The 26,902-nt window shown below is 49.4% G+C and carries 30 protein-coding genes; 5 read left to right on the top strand and 25 right to left on the bottom strand.

Translation table 11 applies throughout. The features are described 5' to 3' along the window. The first annotated feature begins 180 nt into the window (after positions 1–180). Positions 181–1,611, top strand: coding sequence for an alanine/glycine:cation symporter family protein (locus ACTHR7_RS04640; RefSeq protein WP_440370402.1), 1,431 nt, complete (start codon positions 181–183; stop codon positions 1,609–1,611). A 58-nt stretch (positions 1,612–1,669) separates the two neighbouring features. Here the strand turns inward: ACTHR7_RS04640 and trhA are convergent, their stop codons facing one another. Further along, positions 1,670–2,296 carry a PAQR family membrane homeostasis protein TrhA gene (gene trhA / locus ACTHR7_RS04635; protein ID WP_070625855.1) on the bottom strand — a complete coding sequence of 209 codons (627 nt, stop codon included), beginning with the start codon at positions 2,294–2,296 and terminating at the stop codon, positions 1,670–1,672. 132 nt (positions 2,297–2,428) lie between these two features. On the opposite strand from trhA, the gene cysD reads away from it, so the two are divergent. Both cysD and ACTHR7_RS04625 read left to right on the top strand, forming a co-directional pair. After that, complete coding sequence (gene cysD, locus ACTHR7_RS04630) at positions 2,429–3,427, top strand: sulfate adenylyltransferase subunit CysD (protein WP_440370401.1); 999 nt, start codon at positions 2,429–2,431, stop codon at positions 3,425–3,427. Between the two features lie 232 nt (positions 3,428–3,659). Beyond that, a complete protein-coding gene (locus ACTHR7_RS04625; protein ID WP_070814414.1) occupies positions 3,660–4,223 on the top strand; it encodes an RBBP9/YdeN family alpha/beta hydrolase in 564 nt (187 codons plus the stop codon). A 133-nt stretch (positions 4,224–4,356) separates the two neighbouring features. On the opposite strand, the gene pyrC is transcribed toward ACTHR7_RS04625, so the two are convergent. The 3 genes from pyrC to ACTHR7_RS04610 form a co-directional block, all read right to left on the bottom strand. Beyond that, complete coding sequence (pyrC, locus tag ACTHR7_RS04620; RefSeq protein ID WP_440370400.1) at positions 4,357–5,391, bottom strand: dihydroorotase; 1,035 nt, start codon at positions 5,389–5,391, stop codon at positions 4,357–4,359. Positions 5,392–5,490: 99 nt separating this feature from the next. Then, positions 5,491–6,084, bottom strand: coding sequence for an NMCC_0638 family (lipo)protein (locus ACTHR7_RS04615; protein ID WP_440370399.1), 594 nt, complete (start codon positions 6,082–6,084; stop codon positions 5,491–5,493). A 12-nt stretch (positions 6,085–6,096) separates the two neighbouring features. Continuing rightward, the gene (locus ACTHR7_RS04610) at positions 6,097–6,321 is read right to left on the bottom strand and encodes a sulfurtransferase TusA family protein (RefSeq protein ID WP_003681929.1); all 225 of its coding nucleotides are present in this window, start codon (positions 6,319–6,321) and stop codon (positions 6,097–6,099) included. Between the two features lie 109 nt (positions 6,322–6,430). On the opposite strand from ACTHR7_RS04610, the gene ACTHR7_RS04605 reads away from it, so the two are divergent. Further along, positions 6,431–7,042 (top strand): CNP1-like family protein, encoded by a 612-nt coding sequence (locus ACTHR7_RS04605; protein WP_070461427.1) that lies wholly within the window; start codon positions 6,431–6,433, stop codon positions 7,040–7,042. Between the two features lie 63 nt (positions 7,043–7,105). Here the strand turns inward: ACTHR7_RS04605 and ACTHR7_RS04600 are convergent, their stop codons facing one another. After that, positions 7,106–8,221, bottom strand: coding sequence for a porin (locus tag ACTHR7_RS04600; protein ID WP_070645046.1), 1,116 nt, complete (start codon positions 8,219–8,221; stop codon positions 7,106–7,108). A gap of 53 nt (positions 8,222–8,274) precedes the next feature. Between ACTHR7_RS04600 and ACTHR7_RS04595 the strand changes: the two genes are divergently transcribed. Next, a complete protein-coding gene (locus ACTHR7_RS04595; protein ID WP_440370398.1) occupies positions 8,275–8,550 on the top strand; it encodes a carbonic anhydrase family protein in 276 nt (91 codons plus the stop codon). A gap of 63 nt (positions 8,551–8,613) precedes the next feature. On the opposite strand, the gene ACTHR7_RS04590 is transcribed toward ACTHR7_RS04595, so the two are convergent. The 20 genes from ACTHR7_RS04590 to hisS all read right to left on the bottom strand — a co-directional run bounded on the left by ACTHR7_RS04590 (position 8,614) and on the right by hisS (position 26,774). Continuing rightward, entirely contained in the window at positions 8,614–10,248 is a 1,635-nt protein-coding gene (locus ACTHR7_RS04590; RefSeq protein WP_049350648.1) for a CTP synthase, read from the bottom strand. A gap of 124 nt (positions 10,249–10,372) precedes the next feature. Further along, positions 10,373–12,028, bottom strand: coding sequence for an AMP-binding protein (locus ACTHR7_RS04585; RefSeq protein ID WP_440370397.1), 1,656 nt, complete (start codon positions 12,026–12,028; stop codon positions 10,373–10,375). 93 nt (positions 12,029–12,121) lie between these two features. Continuing rightward, positions 12,122–13,225: a tRNA 2-thiouridine(34) synthase MnmA gene (gene mnmA / locus ACTHR7_RS04580; RefSeq protein ID WP_070814408.1), complete on the bottom strand. Its 1,104-nt coding sequence runs from the start codon at positions 13,223–13,225 to the stop codon at positions 12,122–12,124. A gap of 126 nt (positions 13,226–13,351) precedes the next feature. Then, a complete protein-coding gene (locus tag ACTHR7_RS04575) occupies positions 13,352–13,828 on the bottom strand; it encodes a copper chaperone PCu(A)C (protein WP_440370396.1) in 477 nt (158 codons plus the stop codon). 132 nt (positions 13,829–13,960) lie between these two features. Beyond that, positions 13,961–14,344 carry a diacylglycerol kinase gene (locus tag ACTHR7_RS04570; protein ID WP_107867769.1) on the bottom strand — a complete coding sequence of 128 codons (384 nt, stop codon included), beginning with the start codon at positions 14,342–14,344 and terminating at the stop codon, positions 13,961–13,963. 68 nt (positions 14,345–14,412) lie between these two features. Further along, positions 14,413–15,369: a glutathione synthase gene (gene gshB / locus ACTHR7_RS04565; protein ID WP_440370395.1), complete on the bottom strand. Its 957-nt coding sequence runs from the start codon at positions 15,367–15,369 to the stop codon at positions 14,413–14,415. A 115-nt stretch (positions 15,370–15,484) separates the two neighbouring features. Beyond that, positions 15,485–17,146, bottom strand: a complete 1,662-nt coding sequence (recN, locus tag ACTHR7_RS04560) for a DNA repair protein RecN (protein WP_440370394.1) — start codon at positions 17,144–17,146, stop codon at positions 15,485–15,487. A gap of 288 nt (positions 17,147–17,434) precedes the next feature. Continuing rightward, positions 17,435–18,043: an SMC-Scp complex subunit ScpB gene (gene scpB / locus ACTHR7_RS04555; RefSeq protein WP_004519443.1), complete on the bottom strand. Its 609-nt coding sequence runs from the start codon at positions 18,041–18,043 to the stop codon at positions 17,435–17,437. Between the two features lie 69 nt (positions 18,044–18,112). Continuing rightward, positions 18,113–18,346: a glutaredoxin family protein gene (locus ACTHR7_RS04550; protein WP_036472354.1), complete on the bottom strand. Its 234-nt coding sequence runs from the start codon at positions 18,344–18,346 to the stop codon at positions 18,113–18,115. Positions 18,347–18,477: 131 nt separating this feature from the next. Beyond that, the gene (locus ACTHR7_RS04545) at positions 18,478–18,678 is read right to left on the bottom strand and encodes a (2Fe-2S)-binding protein (RefSeq protein WP_003681978.1); all 201 of its coding nucleotides are present in this window, start codon (positions 18,676–18,678) and stop codon (positions 18,478–18,480) included. Positions 18,679–18,905: 227 nt separating this feature from the next. Further along, positions 18,906–19,784, bottom strand: coding sequence for a site-specific tyrosine recombinase XerD (gene xerD / locus ACTHR7_RS04540; protein WP_440370393.1), 879 nt, complete (start codon positions 19,782–19,784; stop codon positions 18,906–18,908). 76 nt (positions 19,785–19,860) lie between these two features. Then, positions 19,861–20,304, bottom strand: a complete 444-nt coding sequence (locus ACTHR7_RS04535; protein ID WP_003683206.1) for a peroxiredoxin — start codon at positions 20,302–20,304, stop codon at positions 19,861–19,863. Between the two features lie 36 nt (positions 20,305–20,340). Further along, positions 20,341–20,976: a deoxynucleoside kinase gene (locus tag ACTHR7_RS04530; RefSeq protein WP_440370392.1), complete on the bottom strand. Its 636-nt coding sequence runs from the start codon at positions 20,974–20,976 to the stop codon at positions 20,341–20,343. Positions 20,977–21,073: 97 nt separating this feature from the next. Continuing rightward, positions 21,074–21,562: a 2-amino-4-hydroxy-6-hydroxymethyldihydropteridine diphosphokinase gene (gene folK / locus ACTHR7_RS04525; protein ID WP_440370391.1), complete on the bottom strand. Its 489-nt coding sequence runs from the start codon at positions 21,560–21,562 to the stop codon at positions 21,074–21,076. 15 nt (positions 21,563–21,577) lie between these two features. Beyond that, the gene (locus ACTHR7_RS04520) at positions 21,578–21,952 is read right to left on the bottom strand and encodes a SirB2 family protein (protein ID WP_107768830.1); all 375 of its coding nucleotides are present in this window, start codon (positions 21,950–21,952) and stop codon (positions 21,578–21,580) included. Positions 21,953–22,007: 55 nt separating this feature from the next. Next, on the bottom strand, positions 22,008–22,577 hold the full coding sequence (locus ACTHR7_RS04515; protein ID WP_293203690.1) for a tRNA (mnm(5)s(2)U34)-methyltransferase: 570 nt from the start codon (positions 22,575–22,577) through the stop codon (positions 22,008–22,010). A 78-nt stretch (positions 22,578–22,655) separates the two neighbouring features. Next, a complete protein-coding gene (hfq, locus tag ACTHR7_RS04510) occupies positions 22,656–22,952 on the bottom strand; it encodes an RNA chaperone Hfq (protein ID WP_036493792.1) in 297 nt (98 codons plus the stop codon). A gap of 297 nt (positions 22,953–23,249) precedes the next feature. Next, positions 23,250–24,707 (bottom strand): ribosome biogenesis GTPase Der, encoded by a 1,458-nt coding sequence (gene der, locus ACTHR7_RS04505; RefSeq protein WP_049335490.1) that lies wholly within the window; start codon positions 24,705–24,707, stop codon positions 23,250–23,252. Positions 24,708–24,848: 141 nt separating this feature from the next. Further along, entirely contained in the window at positions 24,849–25,478 is a 630-nt protein-coding gene (locus tag ACTHR7_RS04500) for a YfgM family protein (protein ID WP_049335489.1), read from the bottom strand. Continuing rightward, complete coding sequence (gene hisS, locus ACTHR7_RS04495; protein WP_101755353.1) at positions 25,479–26,774, bottom strand: histidine--tRNA ligase; 1,296 nt, start codon at positions 26,772–26,774, stop codon at positions 25,479–25,481. Positions 26,775–26,902 lie beyond the last annotated feature (128 nt).

Genomic DNA, 26,902 nt, shown 5'->3' with positions numbered 1-26,902 from the left:
TTTTTCATTTTAATTCACGAAGGTTTACGGTATGATGACAAAATCGGTCAAAATTGTTAACAACTTAACCGGTATCAAATGGCAAAACGGCCTGCTCGCCGATATTGCCAAACGCGAAAAATGAGTGGGAGTAGTTACCCGTATCATTTTATTTTTATTGTTTTTATTAAAGGTTTTATTATGGAAGAAATATTGTCTGCTCTGGTGGGTGCAGTCAATCAGGTTCTTTGGGACTACCTGCTGATTTATGCCTTAATCGGTATCGGCCTGTTTTTTACCCTGTACTTGGGTGCACCGCAAATTACCAAATTGGGGACGGGTTTCAAATCCGTTTTCGGCGGCTTGTTCAGCAAAAAAGACAAAGACCACGAAGGTAAATCCCTGTCTCAATTTCAAGCTCTTGCCGTGGCGATTTCCGCGCAAATCGGTACCGGTAACGTTGCCGGTGTCGCCACTGCGATTACTGCCGGCGGCCCGGGTGCCATTTTTTGGATGTGGTTGTCTGCCATTTTGGGCATGTCTACCATTTTCGCAGAAGCTGTTTTGGCGCAAAAATACCGCGTGGTCAGCCACGGCAAATACATCGGCGGCCCTGCGTTTTACATCACGCACGGACTGACCCCGAAAATCGGCCGTGGCGCGGCGCGTTTCCTGTCCGGCTTTTTCTCCATCGCCTTGATTATCGCTCTGGGTTTCATCGGTAACGCGACCCAATCCAACTCTATCGCCTCTGCCATGAATTTGGCTTTCGATATTCCCCCTATGGCTGTCGGCATTGCTTTGGCGGTATTCGCCGGCCTGATCATCATCGGCGGCATCAACCGCATTGCCGGTATCGCGCAATTTGTCGTGCCGTTTATGGCGGTGATTTACATCTTGTGTGCGGTGATTATTTTGTTCAAATTCTCCGACCACATCATTCCGATGTTCCACAGTATCTTTGTCGCCGCCTTCAATCCTGAAGCAGTATTGGGCGGTGCGGCCGGTATCGGTATGCGTGAGGCAGTCCGCTTCGGCGTGGCACGCGGCCTGTTTTCCAATGAAGCCGGTATGGGTTCGACCCCGCACGCTCATGCGACTGCCAACGTCAAACACCCTGTGCAACAAGGTATGGCCGCGTTTATCGGTATCTTTATCGATACGCTGATGGTCTGCACGGCAACCGCGCTGATTATCCTGCTGACCGACGCCAACTTGTCCGGCGAAACCGGCGCTGCGGTTACCCAACTGGCTTTTAACAAGGCCTTTCCGGGTTTCGGTTCGCAACTGCTCGCCGTCTGTCTGACCTTCTTCGCCTTTACCACCATCATCGGCTGGTACTACTTCGGCGAATCCAATATCCGCTTCCTGTTCCGCGGCAAACACTTGGGCATCTACCGCGCACTGGTTTTGGTGGCCATCGTATTGGGTACCTTGGGCAAAGTGGATTTGGTTTGGAGCATGTCCGATATGTTCAACGGCTTTATGGTCTTGCCGAACTTAATCGCCCTCTTCCTGCTGCGTAAGGAAATCCGTGCGGTTTACGACGATTATCTGGCGCAAACCAAAGCCGGCAAAGAGTTGACCTACAACTACGAATTCCACGAATTCCACGACAAAAACCCAGATTAACGACAAACAAAAACCTCTCAGCCAAACTGAGAGGTTTTTTATTTCAGGCCGTCTGAAACTACAACACATAAAAATAAATGCTGATAAATTGCGTCAAACTGCCTGCCAAGACAAACAAGTGCCAGATACCGTGGCCGTGGCGGATTTTCGTATCGTTGATAAACCAATAAATCCCCGCGCTATACAACACACCGCCCAACACCAGCCAAAATAATCCGCCGGCCGAAAGCGACTGTATCAGCGGCCATACCGCCACCACAATCAGCCAGCCCATCAACACATAAATCACCATCGACAACAGCCGCTTCTCGCTCTTGCGCCCAATCGTCAGCTCCTGAACAATGCCCAGCAAAGCCAGCCCCCATGACACACCGAAAAGCGACCAGCCCCAACCGCCGTGAAGGGTAATCAGCGTAAACGGCGTATAGCTGCCTGCAATCAAAAGATAAATCATGCAATGATCGACCTTTTGCAAAATCGCCTTGGCCTTCGGCTGCGGAATACTGTGGTATAAGGTTGAGCCCAAATACAGAAGCAGCAGGCAGACTCCGTAAGTCAGTGCACCGGCAATCCGATAGCCGTCCGCCGATTCCACCGCTTTCACCAGCATCAGCACCAAGGCCGCCACTGCCAACAAGAAACCGGCCAAATGGCTGTACGCATTAAATCTCTCGCCGTGATACATAAACCATTCTCATTTATAAAAGACCAAAGTGTACGCCAAGATAGATGCTTCGTCAGAGAATTCGGGTTAAAAATAAGTTAAAGCGCAAAGGCCGTCTGAAAAACACGGCCTTGCAATATAACAAAAACATCTTTGCAACAAACAAACCATTCTTTCCCTTTTTCAGACGGCCTCACTAAAGTATCGACTGTCGCCAAGGTTGTAAAGAGAGAAAAAATGTCCATCCAAAACCACCACCTCGACTGGCTCGAAGCCGAGTCTATCTACATTATCCGCGAAGTGATTGCCAATGCCAAAAACCCGGCCTTGCTGTTTTCCGGCGGCAAAGACTCCGTCGTATTGCTGGCGCTTGCCGTCAAAGCCTTCCAAATCGAAGGCCGTCCGCTGAAGCTGCCGTTCAAACTCCTGCACGTCGATACCGGCCACAACTACCCCGAAGTGATTCAATTCCGCGACGATACGGTCGCGCGTACCGGCGTACAACTTGTGGTCGGCAGCGTAGAAGAATCCATCCGCAAAGGCAGCGTCGTCTTGCGCCGCGAAACCGATTCACGCAACGCCGCCCAAGCCGTTACACTGGTTGAAACCATCGAAGAACAAGGCTTTGATGCGCTGATGGGTGGCGCACGCCGCGATGAAGAAAAAGCGCGCGCCAAAGAACGCATCTTCTCTTTCCGAGACGAGTTCGGCCAATGGGATCCCAAAAACCAACGTCCTGAGTTATGGTCGCTCTACAATACGCGCCTGTTCCAAGGCGAAAACATGCGTGTGTTCCCGATTTCCAACTGGACGGAATTGGACATCTGGCAATACATCGCACGCGAAAAACTCGCCCTGCCGCCGATTTATTACACCCACAAACGCGAAGTGGTCGAACGAAACGGCCTGCTCGTTCCCGTTACACCATTGACGCCGAAGCGCGAAGGCAAAGTTGCCCAAATCCGTGATGTCCGTTTCCGCACCGTCGGCGATATTTCCTGCACCTGCCCTGTTGCCAGCACCGCCGCCACACCCGAAGACATCATTGCCGAAACCGCCGCCGCAACCATTTCCGAACGCAGCGCCACGCGCATGGACGACCGCGTATCGGAAGCGGCAATGGAAGAACGCAAAAAACAAGGCTATTTCTAAACCGTTTTTTCAGACGGCCCCTATATATTTCAAACCCGAACAACACGGCAAAGCCATCCGCCCCTGCCGTGTTGTTTGCTTTATTATTCTTGCAAATATCATTTAACAACAAAAGCTTAATCAAAAATCCTTACCAAGCGACAAACAATAAAACATAAACAAACATGGTATAATGAACGCTTACAGGCAGAGATTTAGACAAAAGTCTCAGGCCGTCTGAAGGAGGAAAAACATGAATCGACGCGTTTATATCGTACATGGCTTTGAAGGCAACCCGCACGGCAACTGGTTTGACTGGCTTTGCGCCCAAGTCAAAAGCACCGGCGCACAAGCAATCTCCCTCGCCATGCCCAATCCCGACAAACCAAGCACGACAGCGTGGCAGTTTACCCTTGACCAACACATCGGCAAGCCCGATGCCCATACCTTCCTAGTCGGCCACAGCCTAGGCTGCATTACCCTCCTTCACTTCCTCAGCCGCCAACAGCCGCAAAAAATCGGCGGTCTGTTGCTTGCCGCCGGTTTTGCCGATACACTGCCGCCCCTGCCTGTACTCGATGCCTACATTAAAGCAGCGTCGCCCGATTTCGACATCCTGCGCAAAATCGACATGCCCAAACACTGTCTGGTTTCCGACAACGACACCCATGTTCCGCCCGAACTGACTTTGGACATGGCGGCCAAGCTCAAAAGCCCTGTTACCCATATTCCCGAAGGCGGCCATTTGATGGCTTCGGACGGCTTTACCCAACTGCCGCAGGCTTGGGAAGCGCTGAAACCCATGTTGACCGAATAAACACACACTCTAATCCGGTTTTCAGACGGCCTTGTCTGCCTCCTCTCCCCATGACAGGTCGTCTGAACGACAATAAAAAACAACCTGCCCTTTCAAGCAGGTTGTTTCTTTTTATGTCTCATTGACGGCAAATTTAATATTGCACCGTCCATTCAATCTCGCCGCCAGCCCTCATCGGTACAAGCTCGCCATCGCCGTAAGGTACACTAGCAGGTACGGTTTGCGTTTGTTTGACCAGTGTGATGGTATCAGAATTTTCAGGCAGACCGTAGAAACGCGGGCCGTTTTTAGAAGCAAAGGCTTCCAGTTTGTCCAATGCGCCTGCTTTCTCAAACACTTCGGCATAAAGCTCGATGGCGGTCATCGCGCTGAACATACCGGCGCAACCGCAAGCATTTTCTTTGGCAGTTTTGGCATGTGGCGCAGAGTCCGTGCCGAGGAAAAATTTGTGCGCCTTATCGCCGGTAACGGCGGCAACCAAAGCCTGACGGTGGGTTTCACGTTTGAGTACAGGTAGGCAGAAATGATGAGGGCGCACGCCGCCAACCAAAAGGTCGTTGCGGTTGAGCAGCAAGTGTTGCGGCGTCACGGACGCGGCCACATTATCGCCAGCTTCCAATACCAGTCGTGCTGCTTCGGCAGTAGTGATGTGTTCAAACACGACCTTAAGGTTTGGCACTTGCGCCAAAACCGGCTTCATCACGCGTTCGATAAAGGCGGCCTCACGGTCGAAAATATCGATTTCAGGATCGGTCACTTCGCCGTGAACCAAGAACAAAATGCCCTGTTTCGCCATTTCTTCCAACACGGGAATCAGTTTGAACAAGTCGGTTACGCCGGAATCGGAATTGGTGGTTGCGCCTGCTGGATAGAGTTTGAAAGCCACAATACCGGCAGCCTTGGCTTCGCGCACGAGTTCGGGAGTGGCATTATCGGTCAAATAAAGCGTCATCAACGGCTGGAAGGTGCTGCCTTCGGACAGGGCGGCCATAATGCGCGCTTTGTATGCTTGGGCATCGGCAATGCTGACAACGGGCGGCTTCAGGTTGGGCATGATAACCGCGCGACCCATTTGTCGGGCGGTGTACGGGGCAACGGCTTTGAGCGCGTCGCCGTCGCGCAGGTGTAAGTGCATATCGTCGGGGCGGATGATGGTCAGGGTTTGCATAGCTTACTTTCGAGTGGTTTGGTTTGATAATGTTTCAGACAGCCTTTATTCGGCGGTAACGGTTTCTATCGATTTGATGTTTTTTGATCGTCAACCGGCCTAAGGCAAAACGGGGGCCTTATTGTCGTAAGAATGATGGGTCAAATAAAAAACAGCCTGTACCGGAAAATGCTCGGACGATGTTGTTTTGACGGTCAACAAGGTTTCTTTCGGACTGCCGGACGCGCGCCATGCGTAGGAAATCTGACGCATAGGCAACGGGGTTTCCGCCAAATTATCAGCACGCAACTCAGCGTTCAAACCTTGCGGCGGATTTTCTGCCAAAGCCAAAAATTGTTTGAAAATCAGATGGTCGTCGGCTTTAGCCGTGCGCACGCTGCAACTGTCTTCAGTCAGGCTCAAATAATAATCCGTGCCGTTTACCGTTTTCTTCCAAATGCTTAATGCCTCCAAATCCATCATTCCGGCAGGTAAATCGGCAATATCTTTTTTCGACAATAAAACCAGTTTGTTGGCATTGGCAAACTCGCCGGCAAGGGCGGCATCGCCATCTGCGGCCACGCAGCTTTGGCGGAACAAGTCGGTTACATTTTGGGCATAATCGGCAGCGTTCTGCGGTGAAACGCCTTCATTACTGCATGCACTTAGGCAAACAGCCAATACGGCGGCAGACAACGCGACGGCTTTAGACATTTCAGACGGCCTTTATTTGTGTTTCAACACCAGCTTGAACACGCCGTCGGCCTCGCTCGATTCCAACAAAACATGTCCGGTCTGACGGCAAAACGCTTCAAAATCGCCGGGCGCGCCGCCATCGGTAGCCAATACGGTCAGCACTTCGCCCTCCTGCATTTGCGCCAAAGCTTTTTTAGCACGCAAAATCGGCAGAGGGCATTTCAAACCGATGACATCCAGAGTTTGTGTATTCATGATGAAAACTCGTCATATTAATCAGAATTAACGCCAATTATACCGCACTTACTTGCACCCCACCCTGCAAGCCCATAAAATAAAGCCGTTTTTCACTTTGGAGCTGTCTATGCGCCGTTTTGCCCTTCTCGCTCTCAGCCTTGCCGCGACTCAAGCATTTGCTTTGGGTTTCAGCCAAAAGGATACGCTGACCAACACGCGTTATCAGGAAAGCCCTGAAGAAGTTGCCGCACGCGAATTTAAAGAACACAAAGCCGAGTTGCCGCCCCTGCCCGATACCCAATCGGGCGATTGGTTCAACCTCTACGTTAACGAAACCTACGGCAAGCAGCCCAAAATCCTGCTCAGCAGCCTGCAAATCATGCCTGCGCCTGACAACAGCATCCGCTACGTCTTGAACGTGCGCTCCGACAAAGGCTACGACAACCTCTCCGTCGAAGGCCTCTATTGCGCCCGTACGTCCTTTACTTACAGCAACGACAAGCGTTCGTCTTACAAAGTATTCGCTTACGGCGACACAGTAAACCACCGCTGGATCGAGCCGCGTAAAGGCGATTGGAAGCTGATCGGCAATGCGTTCAGCCGCAACGACGCCCTACACACCGCACTGTATCAGGCATTCTGTATCGACGGCATGCCGACAACGGTCGAAGGCTTGGTACAACGTTTGAAAGAACGCGGCGGCCGTCACGGTACAACGCTGACCAACCACGACAAATAAACCGCTTTAATCAAGAAAAAGGCCGTCTGAAATTTTTCAGACGGCCTTATCTTTCAAGACGACTTAGAATTTGTGATACAGGCCCACAGAAGCGGCTTTTTGTTCAACGCCGCCTTTGTTGGCTGCAGTCAGACGGGTTTTGTTGCCGACTTTCAGATACGCCAGTTGGGCAACTACGCCGGTGCGTTTGCTGAAGGTGTATTGGCCGCCGACAACGACTTGGTCGAATTTATCCACCAATTTTTCGCCACTGTTCACGCCCTTGGCAGGCCAGCCGTGCGCGTAAGTAATGCGTGGGGTGACATTGCCCAATTTGTAGCCGACAGTTACCGCTGCATCAACTACTTTCACGGCTTCAGATTTGCCTGAATCGACAGTAATGTCACTACCCTTGTACTCATTAAAACCATCGGTGAAATAACCTAAATATTCGTTGCCTGTCTCATGGCCTTTGGCATAGTGTACGCCGCCGCCGACAAAGAGATTGTCTTTATCATAATAAGTTTCGACTTTGGCGATTTGCGCCGCTTTGACTTTGCCTGATTTGTCGGTGTACGCGCCATTGTAGTGGCCGTAAGCCGCATTGGCGGTAAAGCCGTTTTTAGAGAAGCTCACGCCGCCGGTGTATTGGTCTTTGGCCGGTTTGCTGTGCGTGTATTTGTCTGAAGGATTGCGGTTGTCGCGCGGTGCGTAAGACACGTTGAATTTGAATCCGCCGAAATCCGGGCTGTCGTAGCGTACAGCGGCGTTGCGGTTGCCGGTACGGGTAAAGATGCCCAAGCCTGCGGCATTGGTTTTGTACATCCATGGATCGATGGTGTCCATTTCGTTCAGCATATTGCTGAGTTTACCGGCGCGAATCTTACCGAAGTTACCTTGCAGGCCGATGAAGGAGTCCCGAGTGGCAAAACCTTGGGAACCGCCGGTAATGGCCGTTTTTTGTTCAACTTGCCAGATGGCTTTCAAATCGCCGCCCAAGTTCTCGCTGCCTTTGAAACCGATACGGGAGGTATTGTCATTGATGCTGGTTGCGGTAGAGCTGGTTTCAGAACCTGCGTCACCTTTGATTTTTACTTGACCGACGGTCACGCTGCTTTTGATTTGACCATACAGAATGACGTCTGCAGAGGCAGCCAGCGGCAAACCGGCAATAACCAAAGCGATAATCGATTTTTTCATTATTCTCTCCAAAACAAAGTTAAAATCTCGTGAAAACACGTTTAGCAATATTAATGTTTTCCAACGCTACAAACAACTACTTTCATCTTGATAGACACTTTTATTCATTAGAGTTTAGACTTTTTACAACATTTTCAAATAAAACAGGCCGTCTGAAAGAAATTTCAGACGGCCTTCCTATTTGCAGCGAAAACGTGACTTGGGTTGTCTTAAAAACTCCGGTTCAGGCAGATGCGGCGCAGTTTAAAGCCATGCGCGACATTATCGGCGGCGAAAACAACCGTCCCATACAACCTTTGAACGAGCGCGAAGTCAATGAAGACAAATAACTTCTAAGGCCGTCTGAAAACAAAAAAAGCACCCGGAAATGGGTGCTTTTTCAATCACATCAATCAGGCTTTTTTGTTACCCAACGCGGCTTTCACAAACGCGCTGAACAAAGGATGGCCTTTGCGCGGATTGGAAGTAAATTCCGGATGGAACTGACAAGCGAAGAACCAAGGATGATTTGGCAATTCGATGGTTTCAACCAAACGCTCGCGGCCTGCGGATACGCCGCCAATGACCAAACCGGCTTTTTCCAACTGAGGCACATAGTTGTTGTTAACTTCGTAGCGGTGGCGATGACGTTCGCGGATATGTTCGCTGCCGTAGATTTTTGCAGCAAGACTGCCCGGTTTGAGGTCAACTTCTTGCGCACCCAAACGCATGGTACCGCCCAAATCGGCAGATTCATCGCGGGTTTCTACGCTGCCGTCGGCAGTTTGCCATTCGTCAATCAGGGCAACGACAGGCGCGGCGCATTTCAAGTCAAACTCGGTAGAGTTCGCACCCTTCAAGCCTGCAACATCGCGGGCGTATTCGATCAGGGCAATTTGCATACCCAAGCAGATACCCAAGTATGGTACGTTGTTTTCACGCGCATAGCGTACGGCGGCAATTTTGCCTTCTACGCCGCGTGAACCGAAGCCGCCCGGCACCAAAATCGCATCCATGTCTTTGAGCATGGAAACGTCGCCATTGCCCTTCTCGATGCTTTCGCTGTCGACAAAGGTAATTTGTACGTCGGTTTCAGTATGAATACCGGCGTGTTTCAGGGCTTCGATCAATGATTTGTAGGACTCGGTCAAATCAACGTATTTGCCGACCATCGCAATTTTGACGGTATGTTTCGGATTTCGAATCGCGTGAACGATTTTCTTCCATTCGGTCAAATCGGCTTGTTTGACATTCAGCTGCAACTGCTCGGTAATAATGCTGTCGATGCCTTGGTTGTGCAGCATTTCAGGGCATTCGTAAATGCTGTCCACATCGTAGCTGCCCACGATGGCGCGTTCTTCAACGTTACAGAACAAAGCAATCTTACGGCGCTCGTCCGCAGGCATTTCTCTGTCCATACGGCAGATCAGGATGTCTGGTTGCAAACCGATGCTCAACATTTCTTTAACGGTATGCTGGGTCGGTTTGGTTTTGATTTCGCCGGCGGCGGCAATGTAAGGAACATAGCTCAGGTGGGCAAACAATGTATTGTTGCGGCCGAGCTGGCTGCGCATTTGACGGATGGCTTCCAAAAAAGGCAACGATTCGATATCGCCGACTGTACCGCCGATTTCGACAATAGCCACATCATAACCGGCCGCGCCTTCATGGATACGGCGTTTGATTTCATCGGTAATGTGCGGAATCACTTGTACGGTACCGCCCAAATAGTCGCCGCGACGCTCTTTGGCAATAACGTTTTCATAGACTTGGCCGGTACTGAAGCTGTTGCGGCGAGTCATGGTGGCGTTGATGAAACGCTCGTAGTGACCGAGGTCAAGGTCGGTTTCCGCGCCGTCATCGGTCACGAATACTTCGCCGTGTTGAAAAGGGCTCATGGTACCCGGGTCAACGTTGATATACGGGTCGAGTTTAAGCATGGTCACGTTCAAGCCACGCGACTCAAGGATAGTAGCAATAGAAGCGGCGGCGATACCTTTACCCAAAGAAGATACAACGCCGCCGGTTACGAAAATAAATTTAGTCATGATGTGATACCCATGTTGGAATGTGTGATTTTAACTTGAAGCAGCATATTCTGGCAAACGGCAAAAGCTTCAGGCCGTCTGAAAACAGCGTTTTCAGACGGCCTTATCATACTGATTCTATATATCAGCGCAGCTCGCGGCGCAGGATTTTGCCAACGTTGGATTTTGGCAACTCGTCGCGGAATTCGATGTCTTTCGGCACTTTATACGCCGTCAGTTCTTTGCGGCAGAAATCGATCAGTTCTTCCTTGGTCAAAGACGGGTCTTTGCGTACGACGAAGACCTTAATCGCTTCGCCGGTTTTCTCACTTTTCACGCCGATACAGGCGACTTCCAAGACTTTGTCGTTTCCGGCCATCACTTCTTCGATTTCGTTCGGATACACATTGAAACCGGATACCACAATCAAATCTTTTTTGCGGTCCACCAGCTTCAACCAGCCTTTTTCATCCATCACAGCAATGTCGCCGGTCTCTAAAAAGCCGCGTGCATCGATTGCTTTGGCGGTTTCTTCCGGACGGTTCCAATAGCCTTTCATCACTTGCGGGCCGCGTACCCACAATTCGCCCGGTTGTCCGATAGGCACTTCTTTGCCGTCCGCATCGCGCAATTCAACCTCGGTTGAAGAAACAGGCAGGCCGATACCACCGCTGTAAGCTTCGATATTCAAAGGATTACAACATACGCCCGGGCTGGCTTCGGTCAAACCATAAGCTTCCACAATCGGCGTACCGGTAATTTTTTTCCATTTTTCCGCCACGGCTTTTTGTGTTGCCATACCGCCGCCCAAAGTCAGCTTCAAACGGGAAAAATCAACTTCGGCAAAATCCGGACGGTTGACCATCGCATTAAACAGGGTATTCACACCGATGAATACGCTGATCGGCTCTTTTTTCAATTCACCGATAAATCCTTTCATATCGCGAGGGTTGGTAATCAGGATGATTTTAGAACCGGTATTGGCGAAAATCATCAGGTTTACCGTCAAGGCAAAGATGTGGTAAAGCGGCAGCGCGGCGATGACGGTTTCTTCGCCTTCGCTCAGTTGGAATTTAATCCATTCTTTCGCCTGAAGCATATTGGCGCAGATATTGCCGTGACTAAGGACGGCGCCTTTCGCCAAGCCGGTCGTGCCGCCTGTATATTGCAGCAAGGCTGTGTCATCGCGCGTCAATTCGACAGGTTTGAACGTATTTGCCGCACCTTGCTTCAAGGCCGTCTGAAAAGTCACGGTATTGGGAATGCGGTATTCCGGCACCATTTTTTTCACTTTGCGGATGACGAAGTTCATCAACGCGCCTTTAATCATGCCGAACATCTCGCCGACCGATGCGACAATCACATGTTTGATTTGCGTACGCGGCAACACCAGCTCCAACGTATTGGCAAAGTTCTCCAACACGACAATCGTGGTCGCGCCGCTGTCTTTCAACTGATGCTCCAATTCGCGCGGCGTATAAAGCGGATTGGTATTCACTGCCACCAAACCGGCCTGCAAAATACCGAAAAGCGCAATCGGATATTGCAAAACGTTCGGCATCATAATCGCCACACGCTCACCGCGCGGCAGTTTCAATACGTTTTGCAGATAAGATGCAAAATCCGTTGCCAACTTGCCCACTTCAGCATAAGTCAGCGTTTTGCCCATGTTTTGAAAAGCCGGTTTGTCCGCGAATTTTTCGACGCTTTGACGGAATACGTCGCTGATAGAGCTGTATTGCGTGATGTCGATTTCGGCATTGACGCCTTTTTCGTAGCTTTTGAGCCAGAGTTTTTCCATGTTGATTCAGTCTTTGTTTTAGTCGTTTTTAGAATGGAGGCCGTCTGAAAGGCTTGATTTAATCCGCCGCTTCGTTTTCAGACGGCCCTTGTTTTAAGCAGTAATGATGACAGGCTTATCGGTGGACATGATGATGCCGCCGCCCAAGCACACATCGCCGTCGTACAGCACGGCGGATTGACCGGGGGTTACCGCCCATTGCGGCTCATCAAAAACAAGCTCAATGGTTTCATCATCCAAGTAACGCAACGTACAAGGCGCGTCAGCCATACGGTAGCGCGTTTTGCAGGTATAGCGGCCTTCTTTCGGGCGTTCGGGCAATGTGAAGCTCAAATCGTTCATAACCAGGCTTTGCGTATAAAGCAAAGGATGGTCATGGCCTTGTACGACAATCAGTTCGTTTTTGGTCAAATCCTTGGCCGCAACAAACCACGGCTCGCCTGCGCCGCCGATGCCCAAGCCTTTGCGTTGGCCCAGCGTGTAAAACATCAAGCCGACGTGTTCGCCGACTACTTTGCCTTCAGGGGTAACCATTTTGCCATTATTGGTCGGCAGGTATTTTTGCAGAAATTCGCGGAATGGGCGTTCGCCGATAAAGCAAATTCCGGTACTGTCTTTTTTGGTTGCAGTCGGTAATTTGAATTCTTCGGCAAGACGGCGGACTTCAGGTTTCTCCAACTCGCCCAATGGGAAAATCGCGCGCTCGAGTTGGAAAGGCTTGAGGCGGTACAAAAAATAGCTTTGGTCTTTGTTTTGATCCAAGCCTTTGAGCAGGTAATGCACGCCGTTTCGAACTTCTTTTCGGGCATAGTGTCCGGTGGCAATGGTATCGGCTCCCTGCTCTATGGCGTAGTCCAAAAAGCATTTGAATTTGATTTCGGCATTGCACAAGACATCCGGATTTGGCGTGCGGCCTGCGCTGTATTCTTTGAGGAAATAGGCAAATACGTTGTCTTTATATTGCGCGGCAAAATTGACGATGTCGATATCGATTCCGATGATATCGGCAACAGCAATAGCATCAAAGGAGTCTTGTTTGATGCTGCAATATTCGTCGTTGTCGTCATCTTCCCAGTTCTGCATGAACACGCCGCTGATTTGATGGCCTTGCTGTTTGAGCAAGGCCGCGGTAACGGATGAATCGACGCCGCCGGAAAGGCCGACGATGATGTTTGTTGGTGTGTTGGTAGTATTCATGAGGGGAATGTGGGTTTCAAATGCATTTTTTAAAGCGTGATTTTAGCACATTTTGATTTAACGACAGAAAAGGCCGTCTGAAAGCCCAATGACTTTCAAACGGCCTTTATATGCAAATTCAAGTAATTAGTGCTGATGCGCACCACCTTGAGCACCGTGGTCGTGGTGCATGTCAGCTTTAGGTGCAGTTTTCACTTCCAGCTCGACAGTTTGAGGTTTCGCGTTTTTGAATTTCAGGGTTACAGGCACTTTTTCGCCTTCTTTCAGCGGTTTTTTCAAACCCATGAACATAACGTGGTAGCTGCCCGGTTTCAGCTCAGTTACACCTTTTGCAGCCAAAGGCACGCCACCTTTAACTTCGCGCATACGCATAACGCCGTTGTCGTTAATATGGGTGTGTACTTCAACGCGTTCTGCAACAGGGCTGCTGCCGCCTACCAAGAAGTCTTGTTTGGCTTCATCGTTTTGGATTTTCATGAATGCGCCACCCATTTTCATACCTTCGACAGTGGCACGTGCCCAACCGTCTTCAATATGGATACCGGCTGCAGATACGGAAGTTGCCAAGCCTGCCAGAATCAGGGTTGCCATTAATTTTTTCATCTTTTGCTCCTTTATGTTTGCCAAATGGCTGGGATATACGGCCTTCATCTTACAACCGAAGGCCGTCTGAAAACTTTGATATAGATTAACTAATACTATCTAATTCTAATGAATTACCATATTACCACATTTCTAAGCAGTTAATGCAACAATCCAAACAATAAATAACATGAACAAAGCCATCAGTTGCGCGGCCGAACCGGCATCTTTGGCACGCTTGGCCAGCTCGTGTTTTTCAGTAGAAGTATGGTCAACGGCTGCCTCGACGGCGGTATTAAACAATTCGGTAATCAATGAAATAAACGATGCGACAACAAGCACCATTTTGGTGACCGAGCCGAAATCAAGAAACAACGCCAAGACAATTAAAATCAGGTTCAACCAAAAAACTTGGCGAAATGCGCTTTCATAACGATACGCGGCAGCCAGTCCGTCTTTGGAATAACCAAACGCGTTGATAATGCGCTTGATGCCGCTTTTGCCTTTTTTCTCAGAAGCATAGGAAGATGGTTTCATCATATACTCAACATTAGAATGCCGTCTGAAAAGAAACGGTCGGGTCAATTTTCAGACGGCCTTTGGATTTATTGTTTTACCCAAGATGCCACGGCATCTGCGAACATGGCAGCAACGTCGAAATCTTTTTGCTTCATGATCTCTTGGAAGCCGGTCGGGCTGGTTACATTGACTTCGGTCAGGTTGCTGCCGATGACATCCAAACCGGCAAGCAAGATGCCGCGGCGTTTCAATTCAGGCGCAAGGGTTTCTGCAATTTCACGGTCGCGCTCGCTCAATTCCTGTGCCACGCCGCGACCGCCGGCAGCCAAGTTGCCGCGCGTTTCACCGTTTTGCGGAATACGCGCCAAAGCATACGGAACAACTTCCCCGCCGATAATCAAAATGCGCTTGTCGCCATGTACGATTTCAGGAATATAGCGTTGTGCCATGATGGTGCGTGAATCAAGCTGCATCAGGGTTTCAAGGATACTGCCGATATTGGGGTCGGATTCGGTCAGGCGGAAAATGCCCATACCGCCCATGCCGTCCAACGGTTTGATGATGATGTCGCCGTGTTCTTTCAAAAAGGCACGGACATCGGCGGAACGTGTGGTAACCAAAGTGGGCGCGGTAAACTGGCTGAAGTTCAAAATCGCCAATTTCTCATTGAAATCTCGCATTGCCTGCCCGCTGTTAAATACTTTTGCCCCCTGCTGCTCTGCCAACGTCAAAAACTGGGTTGCGTACAGATATTGCATATCAAACGGCGGATCAGTGCGCATAATGACCGCATCAAAATCTTTTAAGGCCGTCTGAACTTTTGCCTCTGCTTTAAACCATTCATGATCGTCATCACTCTTCGCGCCGACAAACTCAAATGCCGCTGCCTGAGCCACCACTAAGCCTTCACGGACGGACAATTCTCCGCTCAAAGTATGAAAAAGCTGCCAACCGCGCTTTGCCATTTCACGCATCATGGCGTAAGTAGTGTCTTTATAGGTTTTAAAACTTGCCATCGGATCGGCGATAAACAGGACTTTCATCAAAATTTCCTTGTAAACAGACGATATAATCATACCTCGTATTCTGCCTGCCTGAAAAGGTGGCAGAATATAGAAAAGGCCGTCTGAATTCTATTTTCAGACGGCCTTGAGGCTTTTAGGCGGCTGCCAAATGCAAGAGTTCGGCGGCATGGCTGCGTGTGGTATCGGTAATGATTTCGCCACCCAGCATACGCGCGATTTCCTCAATGCGCTGATAATGGCTCAAGACGCTGATTTCGCTGACGGTTTGTTCGCCTTCGCTATGCTTACGAACCTGCCAATGGTTTTCACCGCAAGAGGCGACTTGAGGAAGATGGGTTACCGCCAGGACTTGATGTTTTTTACCTAAGGCACGCAAAGCTTTACCGACCATTTCAGCAACTCCGCCACCAATACCGGTATCCACTTCGTCAAAAATCAATGTCGGCACTTGCGTATATTGGCTGGCAACCACTTGCAAAGCCAAGCTGATACGCGCCAATTCGCCGCCAGAAGCCACTTTATTCAAAGGACGGGACGGATTGCCTTTATTTGCCGCCACTTGGAATTGCACCTGCTCCAGACCATGCGCGGTCGGCGAAGACGGCAACAAGACGATGTCAAAACGTGCGCCCTTCATGGCCAAATGCTGCATATGCTCGGTGGTCTCTTCGCCCAAATGGCCGGCTGCCTGATGGCGCATGGCGGAGAGAATATGCGCGGCTTCGTGGTATTCGGCAAGATTGCGTGCGACTGTATTTTCCAAGGCTTCCAAATCGGCAGCCGCGTGCAGGTTTTGCAGGCGCTCGTCGATTTCTGCCAACTTTTGCGGCAACTCTTCCGGCTCAATGCGGTATTTGCGTGCCATGCTCATCAATTCGCCCATACGGCTTTCTTGTGCGGCCAATTCATTAGGATCGATGTCGCTGCGACCGGCCACATCGCGCATATTGGCACTGATTTCACCCAACTCGGCTTCAATACTTGCCAACATATTCAGGCTCTCGGCAAAGCGCGGCTCAATGTTTTGCAGATTGCCCAGCAGTTTTTGGCATTGGTAGATTTGACGTTGGATGCCGTTGTCTCCGTCTATACTGTCGCCCACCTGCTCGGCGGTTTGCAGCAATTCGGCCGAATGCGCCAGGCTGTCGTGGCTTTGGCTTAAGGTTTCCCATTCGTTGGGTTTGAGCTCCAATTGGTTCAATTCATTAAACTGCCATTCCAAACGCTCGCGTTCGATGGCCATGGTTTCTGCCTGCTCTTGCGCTTCTTGCAGTGCCTTTTTTGCATTGACCCAATTTTGATAAAGTTGCTTGACTGTTTCTGCCTGCTCTTTGCTGCCGGCAAACGCATCCAACAACTCGCGTTGCGCAGACTCTTGATTCAACGAATGATGGGCATTTTGGCCGTGAATATCGATTAACTGCTCACCAATAGCTTTCAGCTGCGCCAATGTTGCTGCCTGATTATTGATATAACTGCGGCTTTTACCCTTGGCATCGATAATACGGCGGATGCTGAGCTCTTCGGCATCTTCTTCCAAGAGGCCTTGCTCCTGCAGCTGCGCTTTCAGTTCAGGCAAACCACTGATGTCGAACAAAGCCGACAACTGCGCTTCTTTGGCGCCGCTGCGCACTTGGCTGTAATCGGCCTTATCGCCCAACAACAGGCCAATCGCATCCAGAGTAATCGATTTGCCTGCGCCGGTCTCGCCCGTCAATACGGTAAAGCCGTTTTGAAAATCAAGATTCAGGTTTTCAACAATGACAAAATCACGCAAAGAAAGTGCCAACAGCATTGCAGTATTCCTTAGTAAATTACCCGCACCTATGCGGAATAGCTTTAGATAAGCTGATTATAACTAAGATTTTTTATAGTTTAAATCAGATTTTTCTTATGATTTATCTAAGATATTTATTTTAAACAAATTATTTTTTAAGAAACTGCTAAACGCACCACGCCATATTGTTACCCTGGCTGGCTTATTCAATGATATAAAGCGTTCATTTAATGCTATAAAACGCTAGAATAACTAACATAAAGGCCGTCTGAAACACGATTGTTTCAGACGGCCTTTACATTCAAATCAGTTAATCAGTCTGCTTCCTGATTCTACTGCTTCTTCAGCTTCCTCATCGCCTGTCGGCGGCGTTTCCATCAAATCAGGCAACACCAGCTCGCCCAATTCAGTCAGCGGCGGCAATTCTTCCAAACTTTCCAAACGCAAATCGCTTAAGAATGTTGCCGTCGTCGCCCACAAAGCCGGACGACCGACAGAATCACGGTGACCAATGACTTCAATCCAGCCCCTATCCTGCAAGGTTTGCATGACATTTTGCGACACCGCCACGCCGCGTATGCCTTCAATATCGCCACGCGTTACCGGTTGCTGATAGGCAATAATCGCCAGCGTTTCCATCACAGCGCGGGAATAACGCGGCGCGCGCTGCTCTTGCAGGCTGCCCAGTCGTTCAAACGCGGCTTGGGCGATTTGGAAGCGCCAGCCCTCATGGGTATGCACCAGTTGCAAAGCCCTGCCCTGCCAGCGGGCCTTCAGTTGCGCCAACACATCAATCAGCTTGTCTTGCGACAACGGCGGCACGCACAATTCGCGCATGGCTTTTTCGTTTAAGGGTTCGACTTGCGTCAACAGCGCCGCTTCAATCAGCGCATCGGGAGAAAGTTTTTCAGTCATAATAAAATCAATGTTCAGACGGCATAAACAGCCAAAGGCCGTCTGAAAGATAATATGGTCAGCGGTTTGTTATGCGCTCAAATGCGCTTTCAGTTTTTCTTCGTCCAAAAACCAATGGCAGATTTCGGTATCGCCATCCAACAAAACAGGCACCAGCTCATTGTACTTTTCTTCTAAAACCGGATCTTCATCAACATCGACAATATCCAGCTCAAATCCAAACTGCTCCTGATAAGGCTTTAATTGTTCGCGCATTTTGTGGCACAGGCTGCAATACTCCCGAAACATCAAGGTCAGTTTCATGGCGGTTACTCTCGGAGGGACAAAAGCGACCATTGTATAGCAAAATGCCTCCAAACCATACAGGCATGACAAAGGCCGTCTGAACAGGCGCGAAACAACGCCTTCAGACGGCCTTTGTGTGTATTCTGAAATTAAGACTGAACGTTGATACCGGCAGTCACGGTATTTTGGGCACTGCTTGCAGTCAAAAATGACGCTGCCAATTCGCCGCAACAACCGCAACAAGTCGCCACGCCTAATTGAGCCTGCAAATCACTCATGGTGGTTGCACCGGCGGCGATGGTCTCTTTGATGTCGTGGTCAGTAATGGCATTGCAGATACATACAAACATAATGTGCTCCAATTATTTTGTTACCCTCTGTAATTGAGAGTAGGATTTATTCTTGACCGTAAATATAAATAAAAACGGTTTGCATTGCAATATTGACACAGTCCTTTTGCTTTGAAATTTTTCTATGAAATTTTATATTTTGATTGATATTTTATAATTTTGAAGTTTGATAACCTTTCAGACGGCCTTAATAACAAAAAGCGGCTTCTTCGAGATGCCGCCTTTATTTATGAACGGGAATGGTGTTCATCGACCATGTTTTTCAAACGGATATTGGCAACATGGGTATAAATCTGCGTAGTATTGATATCGGAATGTCCCAACATCATCTGGACTGAGCGCAAATCGACGCCGTGATTGACCAAATGCGTGGCAAAAGCATGGCGCAAACCGTGCGGGCTGAGCGAAGCAATACCGGCCGCTTCGGCATATTCTTTGACTATCATCCATGCAAGCTGACGACTGATGCCACTGCGTTTCTGGCTGACAAACACTTCGTTGCAGATTTTGTTTTTCAGCAACAACGGACGCGATTCGTTGCAATAGCGTTCTACCCAATATGCCGCTTCCTGCCCCAGCGGAACCAGACGCAATTTGTCGCCCTTGCCTATGGTACGGATACTGCCGCGATGTAAATCGATATCGCTGAACGTCAATTTAACGGCTTCAGTCACGCGCAAACCTGTTGCATACATGACTTCAAGCAAGGCTTTGTCGCGCAGACCATGCGGCGTTTCCACATCCGGTGCAGCCAGCAGCGCGTCGATTTGGGCTTCGGTAATCAGCGTGGGCAGTTTGCGTTCCGATTTCGGTGCCTTGAGAAAACGGGTGGGATTGTCTGCTCTTTGTCCCGTTTCCTCCAACCAGCCGTACATACGCTTGCAAGCCGACAAGGCTCGTGCTTGGGACGTACTTTTTTCCCCCTCCGCATACACGGCATCAGACAGGGCAAATTCATCGGCACTCAACCAATCCTGCCCGCCCTCGGCCAAACGCGCCGCGACTTTGACCAAATCACGGCGGTAACTTTGCAGCGTATTGTGGCTGAGCCTGTCTTGCAACCAAAGGGATTCAAGCAGCTTGTCTATTAAATCGTCCATATTCATCAAACTGTATTGAAAGGCCGTCTGAACGGCATGGCTTTACATCCGTTCAGACGGCCTTGGGTTTTCAAAGCCCTATTTAAGAGGCTTGAGAAATTGTATCCAAAACTTCCTGCGCATGTCCGGCCACTTTGACTTTGCGCCACTCATGGGCGATTTCGCCGTTTTCGTCCAGTACAAACGTACTGCGCTCAATGCCGAGGGATTCTTTGCCGTAAAGCTTTTTCAGCTTGATCACGTCAAACAGTTTGCAAACGGTTTCTTCTTTATCGCTCAACAATTCAAACTGGAAGCCTTGTTTAGCGCAGAAATTCTGATGCGATTTGACACCGTCGCGCGAAATGCCGACAACGGTATAGCCCAATGCTTTGAATTGCTCCAATCGGGCATTGAAATCCAAGCCTTCGGTGGTACAGCCGGGCGTGCTGTCTTTAGGATAAAAATAGACAACCAACGGCAAATGTTCGGCGGAGTTAAAATCGCTACCGGAAGAAGATGGGAGTGTGAATTGATATTTTGACATATTATTCCTTTCAGACGGCCTAAATCTAGCCTGCATTCATTTTTCGCTTAAATTCAAATAACTGCGCGTACCTTGAAAATCTTCCAATGCGCGCAACAAAAGCTGGAAGTGGTCGTCATTGCCGGCCAAATCCAACTCATCGGCATTGACGGTCAGCAAAGGCGCGCTTTGATACAAATGGAAGAAATGACTGTATTCGTCATGCACCCGTCCCAAATAGCCTTCGGGAAACAAGCTGATGATGCCTTCGTGACATTTTTGCAGGCGTTTGCGGTTGTTTTCGACAGCGGTTTGCAGATAAATCACCACATCGGGCTCCGCGTATTGCGGCAAAATACGTTGCTTCATATCGGCAAAAAGCTGCTGCTCGTCATCATTCAAAACGATGGGCGTAAAAATACGGTCTTTTTCCAGCAAAAAATCAGCCACAACCATTCCGCCTTGCGCGCATTGGTCTTCAATAATATTTACGCTTTCAGCACGGCGCGTCAGGAAGAAAAGCTCGGCAGCCAAACCATTATTGGAAACATTGCTGTAAAACTTCATGAGAAACGGATTGTGATCCGGATTCTCCGACAACAGCAACGCGCTGAAATGCTCTGCCAAGCGGCGGCTCAAAGCGGTTTTTCCGCTACCGATGGCGCCTTCGACAACAATATAACGAGGATTCATAGTAACTCTTTGTAATGTGTTTCCCAACAATATTTTATAGCAAAAAAGGCGTGTCCAACACGCCCTTTCTTGTTTTAGTCCGTTTTTCAGACGGCCTTTATTCTTTCAACAGGCGAATACCCTTCCCGCCCAAAGCCTGAGCCAAATCAGCTGCACGGCCATGCTCGCCCAACTCGAAATCCGGAAGAATTTCCGCCAACGGCAACATAACGAAACTGCGCTCATGCGCGCGCGGATGCGGCAAGGTCAGATGAGGGTCATCGCTGCGGATACCGCCAAAATCGATAATGTCCAAATCCAAAGTGCGCGGCGCATTACGGAAGCTACGTTCGCGCCCAAATTCGGCCTCGATGCGGTTTAACTCTGCCAACAGCGCCACGCCGTCCAATGAAGTTTTCACCGCACAAACGGCGTTCACAAAATCAGGCTGATCGTCATAGCCGACCGGCACAGTCAGATACAAGGAAGAAGTCTTTTCGAGCCGGATATGCGGATGCGCGTCCAATTCGGCCAAAGCAGCGCGAACCTGTTCGGTAGGATTGGCAAGATTGCTGCCCAAAGCGATAACGGCAAAATGCGGATACATTTCAGACGGCCTCTTTTAAAACGGCAGCGTTTTGGTTTTGGCAAGGAAAACAATCGTGGCAACACACGACATGGCCAAAACGTAGATGATATAGAATTTCGGCGAACGCGGACGCGAACGCATCATAATCATGCCCAACACAATATAAACCAGCAACAGCAGGATTTTCATGCCGAGCCACGGCGCATTGAACGGCGAAAAATGGGTAATCTTCATCAGCCACAAGCCGGTAAACAGCAACATGGTGTCGTTCAAATGTGGCATGGCTTTCCAAATGCCAGCCAACGGCTTCTCAGGATGACGCCAGAGCAGGAAAAAACGGATGTTGAACAACAGGATGGTAATGGCAACGAAAATCTGATGGCTGTATTTTACAAACAGATATTGCATGGCAGTTTCTTATGTTGAGGGTTGAAAAACAAAGCAGCTATTTTACCGCAAACATCTATTTCTGACGCAACTTTTCAATCGCCAGCAGATAGGGAGGCGCATTGCGGCGGTTGACAAAGCCATAGCGTAACACGGCAAATGCTTCCTGCGGCAAAGTTTCCGCCCATTGCACAATCGCTTCAGCCTCTATTCGGCCGGCTTCATGCCCCGGATACAATACCGCCACAGCAAGGCCGCCCTCTTTCAGCAAACCCAAAGTATCCGCCAGCGCACGGGTGCTGCTTGCTGCCTCAGTCGTACAGCTTTTATCGCCACCCGGCAGCCAACCGAAATTAAATACTGCGGCATCTAAAGGCTCGTCGATATAAGATAAAACGTTTTCATGACCGTCATGTATCAGGGCTACCCGACCATCTACGCTATTTTCTTTCAGACGGCCTTGAGTCTGCGCCAGTGCTTTAGATTGCACATCAAACGCCCACACCCTACCCGTCTCGCCAACCAACTGCGCCAACAGCAAAGTATCATGCCCGTTTCCGGCCGTCGCATCCAAAGCGCGGCCGCCTGCTTTTAAGGCTTGTCGTAACAGGGAGTGGGCAAAGGGAAGAATGTTCTCAAGCAGCATGATAAAGGTCGTCTGAAAATAAAAATACCCTACCGCAAAAGCGGTAAGGTATTGAAAAACAGGAATGCGTTACATCATTTATTCGGCAGGTTGTTGCACAGTCTCAACTTGAACCGGAGCAGCTGCGGCAGCGGCTTGAGGTTGTTTGTTTTCGTGTTGCAGGCTGACTGCGCGTGCAGGAACGATTGTTGAGATAGCGTGTTTGTAAACCATTTGAGTGACGGAAGTATTACGCAGCAGAACAACGTACTGGTCGAATGATTCCACTTGACCTTGCAGCTTGATGCCGTTTACCAAGTAGATTGAAACCGGAACGTGCTCTTTACGCAACGCATTCAAAAAAGGATCTTGTAACATTTGTCCTTTAGCTGTCATATTCTTGAGCTCCATTATTATGATTGTAAAGACGCCAAAATCAGCGTTTGATGGGATTGTAGCCCCGAATAGGATAAATTACCAACTATTTTTTTCTATCACACCGTTTAGGAATCCAGCAATAAGGGAACTTCCCATCAATCCGACTGTTTCATTTCCATATTCACAACAATTCCAAATTCAAATTTGATGTTTTTTTAAATTCGGCAAACCCTATCAAAAATATGCCATGAAGTTCTAATAAGCTGTTTTTTATTATAAAAAGGCCGTCTGAAATTGTTCAGACGGCCTTTGTGCTTATTTGCTGAATTGTTTTTTCACGCTGACTTTGGTTTTCTTCTTGAAGCGGTTTTTCTCTTCCTTGCGGCCTTCGCGTTTCTCAATACGGTTGCTCAGGCTGACACGGCGCAACGGTTTTTTCTTCGGTTTATCTTCCGCATTTTCATACGGGTTTTCCGAAACATTGTATTGAATTCTGAGCGGCGTCCCTTGCAGATTGAAGGCTTTGCGGAACGTTTGGGTCAGATAACGTGTGTAGCTGTCAGAAATGGCATGCAGCGAATTGCCGTGAACCACAATCACCGGCGGATTCATGCCGCCCTGGTGGGCATAACGCATTTTCGGACGCACCAAGCCTGCGCGCGGCGGCTGTTGGCGCTCGATAGCGCTTTGCAATACGCGCGTGATTTTCGGCGTCGGCATCTTAATCATTGCCGCGTTGTAGGCAGCCTGAATGCTTTCAAACAAACCGTCTATACCGCGCTCTTTCAATGCAGAAATAAAGTGGAACTTAGCAAAATCAAGGAAATACAGTTTGCGGTTGATATCGCGTTTCACTTGCTCGCGACGCTCTTCGCTGATGCCGTCCCATTTATTGACCGCCACCACCAAGGCACGGCCTGCTTCCAAAGCAAAACCTGCAATCGTCGCATCTTGGTCGGCGATATCTTGTTGCGCGTCCAATACCAAAACAGCAACGTTTGCCGCTTCAACCGCCTGCATGGCTTTGATAACGGAGAACTTTTCCACTGCTTCATCTACTTTGCCGCGACGGCGCACACCTGCGGTATCGATGATGGTAAACGGCTTGCCTTCGCGTTCAAAATCGATATGGATACTGTCGCGCGTCGTGCCTGCCATATCAAAGGCAATCACACGCTCTTCGCCGAGAATGGCGTTTACCAAGGTTGATTTACCGACATTTGGACGGCCGATCACAGCAAAAACAGGATGTTTCGCTTCTTCCTCTTCCTTTTCAGGCTCAGGGAAGGTTTCCAAAATATCTTCAATCAGATAATACACACCATCGCCATGCGCACCTGAAATAACATAAGGGTCGCCCAGGGCAAGTTCGTAGAACTCGGCGGCAAGTACGGCCCTATTGCCGCCTTCGCCTTTATTCACGGCCAAATAAACGGGGCGTGGGCTTTGGCGCAAACGGTCGGCAATGATTTTGTCTTGCGGCGTCAAACCGGTGCGGCCGTCCACCAAAAACACAACCGCATCGGCTTCATCGACAGCCTGCAAGGTTTGTTTTGCCATTTCGTGCAAAATGCCGCTATCGACAACCGGCTCAAAACCGCCGGTATCGATGACCAAATAAGGTTTGCTGCCGACTTTGCCATGACCGTAATGGCGGTCACGCGTCAGGCCGGGCAAGTCATGCACGAGCGCGTCTTTGGTGAGCGTCAAACGGTTGAATAAAGTAGATTTGCCGACATTGGGGCGGCCGACAAGCGCGATGGTTGGTTTCATAATTGAGTCTTTCTGTGTCAAGTGCCGCCTAAAAACGGGAGCGGAACACAAGCAGGTGTTTTAAAAACACGGTTGATAAGGATAAGTGTAGGCCGTCTGAAAAGTCATTGCAACTTCAGACGGCCTTGATTTCAAACAAACTTATTTCAAGCTGTCGATTTTCATTTGCAGCAATTCGCGGCCTACTGCGGTTTGCGGCATTTTGCTCAAAGCAGCTTCGTAACTTTGTACGGCTTCTTTGGTTTTATTTTGGGCAACGTAAACATCGCCTTTGGTTTCCAGCATCAAAGGCTCGAAATCAGCCTCAACCTGAGTATTCAGGACATTGATGGCGGCATCGTATTTTTTCTGCTGCAACAGGACAACGCCCAAACGTTGCGCTGCCAAAGCTTGAACCAGCGGTGCATTTTGGTTTTTCAACACCCAATTCAAATGACCTTCCGCCACATCATAACGGCCGGCATCAAACTCGGTCGCCGCTACCATCAAAGTGGCTTGGGCTGTCGAAATGGAATCAGGATAGTTTTTTTGCAATTCGGCCAAATCGGCGTTGATGGCTTTTTGGTCGGTTTTTTGCTGCGCCTTTTCCACCATTTGCGCCAATACGGCGGCGGCTTCCTGATCTTTTGAAGCTTTTTGGCCTTGGTAAATGGTGTAACCCAAATACCCCAAAGCCGCCACAATCAGCAAGGCAAAGATCCAACGGCCGGTTTTTTTCCAAAAATATTTAAAGTTGTCTAACTCTTGTTGTTCTTCCAAATGGGCTGCCATTTATGCGTTCTTCCATTGTTGTAAAGTGTCTGTCAAATCAGCGGTGGCAACGGTTTGTTGTTCGTGTTTGCCCTGCATATCTTTCAGGGTAACCGTACCGTTTGCCAGCTCATCCTGAGCCACAATCAGGGCAAAGCGTGCGCCACTGTTGTCTGCTTTTTTCATTTGCGCCTTCAGGCTCTGATAGCCGGAATGCTGCATTACATTGAAACCTTGTGCGCGCAAGGCTTGCGCGTATTTCATCACCTGCAAGTCCGCACCTTCGCCTTGGTGCATTGCATAGACATCAGGCGCGGCGTTCACCTCCAACGAGCCGTATTCGCTCACCAAAAGCAGCAGGCGCTCAATACCCATCGCAAAGCCGATAGACGGCGCAGGCTTACCGCCAAGCTCTTCAATCAAACCATCGTAACGGCCGCCACCGCACACAGTCGCCTGCGCGCCGAGTTTGTCGGTCGTCCACTCAAAAACCGTCTGATTGTAGTAATCCAAACCGCGTACCAAGCGCGGATTTTCAATATATTGAATACCCAAACCGTCCAACATTGCCTTGAAGCGTACATAGTGGTTTTGCGAAGCCTCGCCCAAGTAATCCACCAAACGTGGCGCCGCATTGCAGATTTCCTGCAAATCAGGGTTTTTCGTATCCAAAACGCGCAAAGGATTGGTTTTCAGACGGCGTTTGCTGTCTTCGTCCAATTTATCTTCATAACGGGTCAGATATTCAACCAATGCCGCACGGTGTGCCGCGCGTTCCTCACGGTTGCCCAAGCTGTTGATTTCCAAAGTCAGGTATTCGCGAATACCCAATTTTTCCCACAAATCGGCAGACATCGCGATGATTTCCGCATCAATATCCGGCCCCTCAAACCCCAAAGCTTCGATACCGACCTGGTGGAACTGACGATAACGGCCTTTTTGCGGACGCTCGCGGCGGAACATCGGCCCCATATACCACAGCTTTTGCGGGCTGTTGTACAGAAGGTTGTGTTCGACCACCGCACGCAAACAAGAAGCCGTACCTTCAGGACGCAAGCTCAAACTCAAAGAATCGTTTGAATCGGAGAAGGTGTACATTTCCTTGCCAACCACATCGGTTTCCTCGCCGATAGAGCGGACAAACAAACCGGTTTGCTCGACAATCGGTGTACGGATTTGCTGATAGCCGTAAGCGCGTGTCCAACGGCCGACTGTATCTTCAAACGCCTGCCAAAACGCAGCCGTCAGTTTAAAATCTTTTTGTTCGACAGGTAAAAGGTCGTTCATACCTTTTACAGATTGAATTTTTTGTGCCATTTCAATATGGGATAAGCGAAAATCAAATAGTTGGGCATTATAGCTGATTTTTAAGGGTTTGTGAGGTTGGGAACAAATCAAAAGGCCGTCTGAAAATTGGTTTTCGCATTCAGACGGCCTGTAAAGCA

Origin of the sequence: Neisseria sp. P0007.S010, assembly GCF_051962875.1 — a bacterium.
GTDB lineage: Bacteria > Pseudomonadota > Gammaproteobacteria > Burkholderiales > Neisseriaceae > Neisseria > Neisseria subflava_A.
This window is presented reverse-complemented; position numbering and strand designations above follow the sequence as displayed.